This is a genomic window from Peribacillus sp., from assembly GCF_059453735.1.
The window spans coordinates 1-6,937 of record NZ_JAZVJO010000527.1 but is presented as its reverse complement, the minus strand read 5'-3'; the positions used below and the strand labels follow the sequence as shown (position 1 = coordinate 6,937).

At 37.7% G+C, this 6,937-nt stretch carries 6 protein-coding genes; 1 reads left to right on the top strand and 5 read right to left on the bottom strand.

The features are described from left to right. From AC52RT_RS17515 to AC52RT_RS17495, 5 genes are all read right to left on the bottom strand, one after another. Positions 1-478, bottom strand: a 478-nt coding sequence (locus AC52RT_RS17515) for a hypothetical protein (RefSeq protein WP_495541936.1), incomplete at its 3' end; no start/stop codon positions are given. A 347-nt stretch (positions 479-825) separates the two neighbouring features. Further along, positions 826-948, bottom strand: a complete 123-nt coding sequence (locus AC52RT_RS17510) for a hypothetical protein (RefSeq protein ID WP_495541935.1) — start codon at positions 946-948, stop codon at positions 826-828. Between the two features lie 568 nt (positions 949-1,516). Then, positions 1,517-2,869, bottom strand: a complete 1,353-nt coding sequence (locus AC52RT_RS17505; protein ID WP_495541934.1) for a TldD/PmbA family protein — start codon at positions 2,867-2,869, stop codon at positions 1,517-1,519. A 1-nt stretch (position 2,870) separates the two neighbouring features. Then, entirely contained in the window at positions 2,871-4,235 is a 1,365-nt protein-coding gene (locus AC52RT_RS17500) for a TldD/PmbA family protein (RefSeq protein WP_495541933.1), read from the bottom strand. Positions 4,236-4,304: 69 nt separating this feature from the next. After that, a complete protein-coding gene (locus AC52RT_RS17495) occupies positions 4,305-5,312 on the bottom strand; it encodes an LLM class flavin-dependent oxidoreductase (protein ID WP_495541932.1) in 1,008 nt (335 codons plus the stop codon). A 363-nt stretch (positions 5,313-5,675) separates the two neighbouring features. On the opposite strand from AC52RT_RS17495, the gene AC52RT_RS17490 reads away from it, so the two are divergent. After that, entirely contained in the window at positions 5,676-6,188 is a 513-nt protein-coding gene (locus AC52RT_RS17490) for a DoxX family protein (protein WP_495541931.1), read from the top strand. Positions 6,189-6,937 lie beyond the last annotated feature (749 nt).

The window sequence follows — 6,937 nt, the reverse complement described above, 5'->3', positions numbered from 1 at the left end:
TATTTACCATTTCCCACCCTACATAGTAAGCTTCTCTTTCATGATTCGTTGTGCCTTTGCCAATCGTAAATTTATAAACCGTTTCGGAAGAGTCATCCTCCAGATACGGTAAAATCCCTTTGAAAATTTCTTCTTTCTTTCCTATGCATGATGTTAACCAATTTTCTTTATGTTCAATATACCGTTCATCCGCTTTCCCTGGTACTAAGTATTTACTAACACGAGTGGCTAAACCTTCTTCTAAGATGGTCAGTGCAATCGTTCTTTGCCATTGTGCTGAAAGATTGGCTGTTTTTGTATGGACAATATGCGTTAGTTCATGGACCAATAAGATTTCATGGTATCCGCTTTCAATGGGTAAACATAAGGCTATCCGATCTTGATCAAAAGGAGCCACAAAAGGATTATTGTCAAAAGCACCCACATAATAAATAACAACGAAATTTAAGCTGCTTCCACATCCTAAGAGTGCTTTCACTTCTTTAAGACGATTTTCTAGCTCAGGCTGATTAGGTTGCCACTTTTGTATATATTCTATCTGTTTTTGGTACGTATCCCATGCATTCTCAAATAATGACTTAGCTAATTTCCGCCCTTCTTCCCCAGGTGGGATAGCAGCGAAATTATAATGTTTTTCCCATAAAGCCCAACGATCTTGCTTATTTATTCCAATCTGATTTGCTATTCTGAAAAAGTTTATAACCTCAATCTTGTCGATAGTTGTACCTCTTTTCTAATGTATTCATTTTTACTCTGGAAAATTATTTCTGTCCCTGCATTAGTCATTTAGAGTTATAAGATTATATTTTTCAGAAAGAGAATACCTTATACTAAAGCAACCATAATCACCATAAACAGTCCAAAGATAAAAAATCCGTAGGTAAATCCTTTCATCATTGAAAATAGATCTAACGCTATGTTTTTATAAAAACTAAGTATCCTCTGCATACCCATCCCCTAAAATAATTAATTACTATATTTTACCACAAATATTTTACTAAAAAATGCTAAATTTGCAAAACTCTCTTGCTGAATGAATGCTTGACTAATCCTTTAATTTCATTAACTTTTTCCTTAAAATATAAAAGATCAAAGCTTTAGGAAAGAAAGTCGCTGAATAAAAGAAACAGATTATAACGATAGGAAAGTAATCCATAAAAGAAGAACCCAACTTGTATCTGATGGCTGTAAAAGGTAAGGAAACGAGGAGAATTCTTATCATTGTTTTTAAATTAATGATACACTTACATAGAGTTTTAAAGGAGGTTCATTAACATTTTCAGTACTATTGTCCACTACACATTTAACTTTATTATGTTTTTAATATTTTTCGTAATTATAGGTGCCCCAATTGTAAAGTTTATAATAAATAAATTTAAGCCCGATGACGTTACTAATAACAAATAAAGATCACCATATAGCCACAGCATTACTACTTGCTGTGGCTTTTTTTGTGTATAAGGCCTTCTTAAAATTTTACTCATTATTCTTTACTAACTGTTACACGTATTATCTGTTATTCTATTGTGACGGAAAGTTCTTTTATCAACAACGACGGTGATCCACAATTTCCACCCATTTGAATGAAACAAAATTCTAGGTCTGATCCAACAGCTTCGATATTCTTTAACAGTTCAAAGAAATTTCCTGCGATCGTCATTTGGTTGACAGCGTGCTTGACGACTCCACCTTCTATATACAATCCAGTTGCAGCCAAGGAAAAGTCTCCTGAAATGGTATTCGCACCAGAATGCAATCCAGAAAGACCTGTAATTAGAATGCCTTCTTCTACTTTGGCTAACAAATCTTCTTCTGTTGCAGAAGGAATAATAAAGAAATTAGTAGGAGCGATTTCCAAGCTGCTGTTATAGGAGGATTTATACGCGTGACCTGTTGATTCCCTGTCTGCCTTTTTGGCTGTTTTTAGATCATAAAGCAGTGTTTTGAGCGTACCCGATGACACAATCTCTCTGTATGAGGTTGCGAATCCTTCATCATCAAAGCTTCGGCAAGCAAGTCCTTGCTTTTCAAATGGATCATCGATAATGCTCACAAGCGGGCTGGCAATACTTTTGCCTTCTTTATCTTTTAATAGCGACTGGCCCTTCTGAACATTTTCAGCAGAAAAAACACTTGAGTATGCGGTTAATAACATAGCGGCTGCATCATGACGGATTACAACTGGATAATCTCCGCTTTTTAATGACTCTGCATGGAGTTGTGAAATACCTTCCTTAACGGCTGCACGGGCTATTTCCTCTGGAACTAATTCTGAAAAATCTCGTGTATTTTTCACAACAAGTCCAGTTTTGATTTGGTTTTTGTCTTTCACTACAACAGATAGACCAACTAGAAAATCATTTTTTCGTTCGTTTAGTGACAGTCCTTTGCTGTTTAGTAATCCTCTTTCCACTTCACAACTTTGAATAACGAAGGTTTCAATTGCCGTTACTCGTTTATCAGCTTCAAATACAAACGGTTCTGTTGATTTTAACAGCGCAATTTTATCTACTATCGAAACTTGTGCCAGTTTTTCAGAAAAAAAGTCAGGCTGTTTGTAAAACTGACTGCCAGAGAAAATTTCTTCAGGTTCATCCGATTCGATTACTTCCGCGTTATCCTTGGCCTCTTGTATTAGGTATGTAACCGAATCTTCATCCATTTTTTCCGTATAGGCAGATCCCATTTTTCCTTTGAATAGTCCACGAAAAGCAATACCATATGTTTCTGAAGTATTATAAGAATCAATTTCTGTTTCAAAGAGGCTGCAGGCAAACTTCTCCTCCCGCACGTAAGCTAACTCCATGTCAGCGAATCCGTTCTCAGTACCATAGGCAAATAATTGATCTTTAAAAATTTCTAGATTCATCTTATTCTTCCCCCATTCTTCCGCCAACCGTCATTTCGCTCACACGAATCATTGGCTGTCCGACATTAACAGGAATACTGCCGCTTTCAGATCCGCACATTCCAGCTCCATGACCAAGATGATCACCAACCATATCCACTAATTGAATCGTTTCTGGTCCATTTCCAATTAAGGTAGCCCCACGTAAAGGTTTACGGATTTTCCCATTTTCAACTAAATATGCTTCCATAACTGAAAAATTATAATCTCCTGTAGCAGGATTCACCTGACCACCGCCCATATACTTTGCATAGATCCCGCGTTCGGTATTGCTAATAATCTCTTCATTAGTAGATTGTCCAGGGGCAATATAGGTATTAGTCATGCGGGAAGTCGGTGCAAAACGATAGGACTGACGTCTTCCTGAACCTGTCGATGCCATTCCCATCCTCCTGCTGTTGAACTTATCAATTAAATAGCCTGTAAGAATCCCATTTTCAATCAGTACATTTTTCCGAGCACGTTCGCCTTCATCATCGATAGTGATTGATCCCCATTCATTCGTCAATGTGCCATCATCTATATATGTGACAAGATTGGAGGCCACCTTTTCCCCAATACGGTTAGCAAAGACAGAATTATTTTTCGCAACAGATGTAGCTTCAAGTCCATGTCCACATGCTTCATGAAAAATCACACCGCCGAATTCATTATCAATAATCACAGGGTATTTGCCACTCGGACAGTGCTCAGCACCAAGCATCGTCACTGCCATACGTGAAGCCTCAAAAGCATAATGTTCTAGATTTAGATTCTCAAAGAATTCAAATCCTTTAAAAGCACCTGGGCTGTATCCACCTGTCTGCATTTGAATTCCATCCGAGGCAATGGACTGGATAGATAGCCTGCTGCGGGTACGCTGATCCTCGACAAAGGTACCCTCTGAATTAGCAATCAGAACGTTTTGTTCTTCGTCGAACAATCTTATGGAAACTTGTTCAATACTAGAATGGTAGTTCTTAGCCAATTCATACGCTTTCTTCATCACTTCTACCTTCCGTAGTTTTTCAACTTCTCTAGGATGAATCAGAATGGGATGAAGCGATTCAATAGATTGTCGTTTAAGAGACGTGGGCTGAAAAATATGTTCGCCTTTAATAACTTGTGCTGCCTTTGTAGCAGCCTTTATTAATCCCTCTCTGCTATCATCCGTTGTATACGTATACACACTTTGAAAATCCTTGAAAATTCGGATACCAATCCCAAACTCCCTTCCAGACAGACTTTTCTCAACTTGTCCGCCTTGAAGAGTTAATTGATTACTATAACGGTTTTCTACAAATACCTCGGAAAAGTCTCCTCCAGTAGACAGCGCTGCTTCAAACATCTTAAGTGTTATGCCTAATCCTCCTCGAGATGGAAAAAAACCTGCAGGCACAACCTGCAGGTTTAGTCATTATTTACGCGTTGCTTCAGTAACGATTTCATAGGAACGAAGTCTTGCTGTCTGATCATAGATAGAACTATTAATCATCATTTCATCTGCTTGTGTGTCATCAAGGAACTTTTGCAACTGTTCTTTGACTTCAATAGGATTACCAATAATCGATGATTTAAGATTTTTTTCAACTGCCGCTTCTTCGTAAGGATTCCATCGTCCTTCCATCGTATCGACTGGCGGCGGCAGCTGACCTGGCGTGTTCCGAATCAAGCTGAGAAATTGCTGTTGATGAGAAGTAGCCAGTTTTTTCGCTTCTTCTGTGGTGTCAGCAGCAAAGACATTCATGCCGACCATTGCATACGGTTCTGAAAGAACGTCGGAAGGCTTAAAGTGATCGCGGTAAATAGCGAGTGCTGGAAGTGTATTTTCCGGTGAAAAATGGCTGGCAAACGCAAATGGAAGCCCTAAATTCGCCGCTAATCGTGCACTAAATCCGCTAGAACCAAGAAGCCAGATCGGAACCTTCTGCCCTTCACCTGGTATGGCACGAACTGCATTATGCTTAGAAGCTGGATCGAAGTAGCTGCGCAATTCTTCTAATTGATGGGGAAAATCTTGACCTTGATTACGAATATCGCCTCGTAAAGCCATCGCAGTTCGCTGATCACTGCCTGGCGCACGGCCAAGGCCAAGATCAATTCGGCCAGGATACATAGCTTCCAATGTTCCAAATTGCTCTGCAATAACCAATGAAGCATGGTTCGGTAACATGATACCGCCAGAACCAACACGAATTTTTGATGTTCCTGCCGCTAGATATCCAATAACGACGGAAGTGGCAGAGCTGGCTATTCCAGGCATGCTATGATGTTCCGCAACCCAATATCGATGATACCCGAGCTTTTCAACATGTTGTGCAAGGGTAAGTGAATTCTTAAAAGCAGTAGAAGCTGTACTGCCTTCTGTGATACTTGCTAAGTCTAAAACCGAATACTTGATTTCATGTAATTGTTTAGCAGCCATTCATTCCACTTCTTTCTAAAAGTTGTTACAAAGAATAAGGATGTTTAATAAAACAAGCACCTTTTGAAGCCAATGATAGCTGAAAGCTAGAAATAATGCACTAAAGATGCTTAACATACTTGCACAGGCAGCTATATCAATCATTCTTATTTAGGCACAAGATAGTCAATATTTATCCTTATTTCACCCTTCTATTTGAATTGTGGAAATTATGTGACAGCATCCCTTTTTATTTGTGAAACACTTCACAAAGTTATTGATTATAGTAAATAATGGATGTAAGATAAAGACATAGATAACGATATCTTTTACAAAACAAAGGGAATCATATTTTAACCAAATAGGGAAAGGAAGTTGATTTTCATGTTAAACTTTTTAAGAACAAATAAATACGCTGCTATTTTCTTAACTCTCTTGCGTGTGTATATTGGGTACGATTGGATGACTCACGGGTTTGAAAAAATTAAAAGTGGAGGCTTTGATGCTTCTGGATTTATACAAGGGGCAATTGCCAACTCTGGTGGAGATAATCCTTCCGTACAGGGCTGGTGGGGTGGATTTTTAGAAACAGCTGCCTTACCAAATGTTGAACTATTTAATGTTTTGGTTCCTTGGGGAGAATTCCTTGTCGGTCTTGGATTAATTCTTGGAGTATTCACTACCTTCTCTGTTCTTATGGGGCTTACCATGAATTTCGCTTTCTTATTCTCTGGTACAGTCAGCACCAATGCACAATTGGTTCTGTTACAAATGTTCCTTCTCGTTGCTGGCTACAATGCTGCTCAATATGGCTTAGACCGTTATATACTGCCTTTCATTAAGAAAAAAATGAAGAAAGAAAGTACTAAAGTGAAAATTAAACCCATTGTTTCTTAAAACCCATATTATACTGTACCCTATAGAGTAGACACTTAAAAAATGTCTACCTGTAGGGTTTTTTTTATTCTAATGAAGCAGCAACCAGCTAACTGTATGCAGTTAGGTCTACATCGATAATGCATGTTGCTTTCTTAATATCTGATAAAGTAGTAAAAGGATTTTTCTTGAAAATTAACCAAGTAAGAAGCGTGTATATCTATAAAGAGGTGGTTTAATTTGAAAATATGTCCAACTAAGTAATACTAAATCAGCAAAACTATTTGAGATAATTACAGTTGTAAACCATTGAGGTCTTTTTATTATCGGCCCTTCCGGAGAACGGATCCAAAATTCTAGTTTTAAAATAAGATTACCATACAAGGCTATTACAACCTTTACGCTGCACAAATAGAAATCCATGATTCATAGGCAGATTCTGCTCAATCGATAAAATACTGGTTCTTGAAATAGTTGATTAAGCAGATTGACTCAAAGTTTACTATTTAAGTCTAAAAACGATAAGCACAAATCAGTCACTTTTTCTCTTATTTCCACCCTTCCATTTAAAGTGTGGAAATTGTGTGACATCACCCCTTTTTATTTGTGAAATACTTCACAAAGTCATTGATTGTAGTAAATATTGGATGTAAGATAAAGACATAGATAAAGATATCTTTTACAAAACAAAGGGAATCATATTTTAACCAAATAGGGAAAGGAAGTTGATTTTCATGTTAAACTTTTTAAGAACAAATAAATACGCTGCT